This window comes from Neisseria sp. HMSC03D10, assembly GCF_001807625.1.
Taxonomy (GTDB): domain Bacteria; phylum Pseudomonadota; class Gammaproteobacteria; order Burkholderiales; family Neisseriaceae; genus Neisseria; species Neisseria mucosa.
On the sequence record NZ_KV789559.1, the window covers coordinates 3102 to 3370 of the forward strand.

Annotated in this window: 1 protein-coding gene; it reads right to left on the reverse strand. The window is 43.1% G+C overall.

Annotated elements, in window-relative coordinates; genetic code table 11:
• On the reverse strand, nt 1-215 hold a 215-nt coding region (locus tag HMPREF3066_RS13370), incomplete at its 3' end, for a hypothetical protein (RefSeq protein ID WP_210385707.1).
• Between the last annotated feature and the right edge of the window lie 54 nt (nt 216-269).

A 269-nucleotide genomic window follows, 5' to 3' on the forward strand; every position in this document is an offset into this window, starting at 1 on the left:
ATCAGATCTGGACGTTTACGTTCCGCACCTGGTAACACAGGTGCGGAGCATTTCCAGCGGGTATGACGTCGGTTTTTTCCTTGAGTTGTCTTGTCTAGCAAGCCGAGTTTTCTACCTATTTTATCTATGAAACTTTGTGTCTCTTTTTCTTCTCTTTTGCTCGCTTTGCGATCATTAGTCAAATGAGGAACAGGAACAATATTACTTGTTCCCATGGGTACACTGAAAGTTACTTCGGGCTTATACGGCCAATAATATCCGGTCATTCG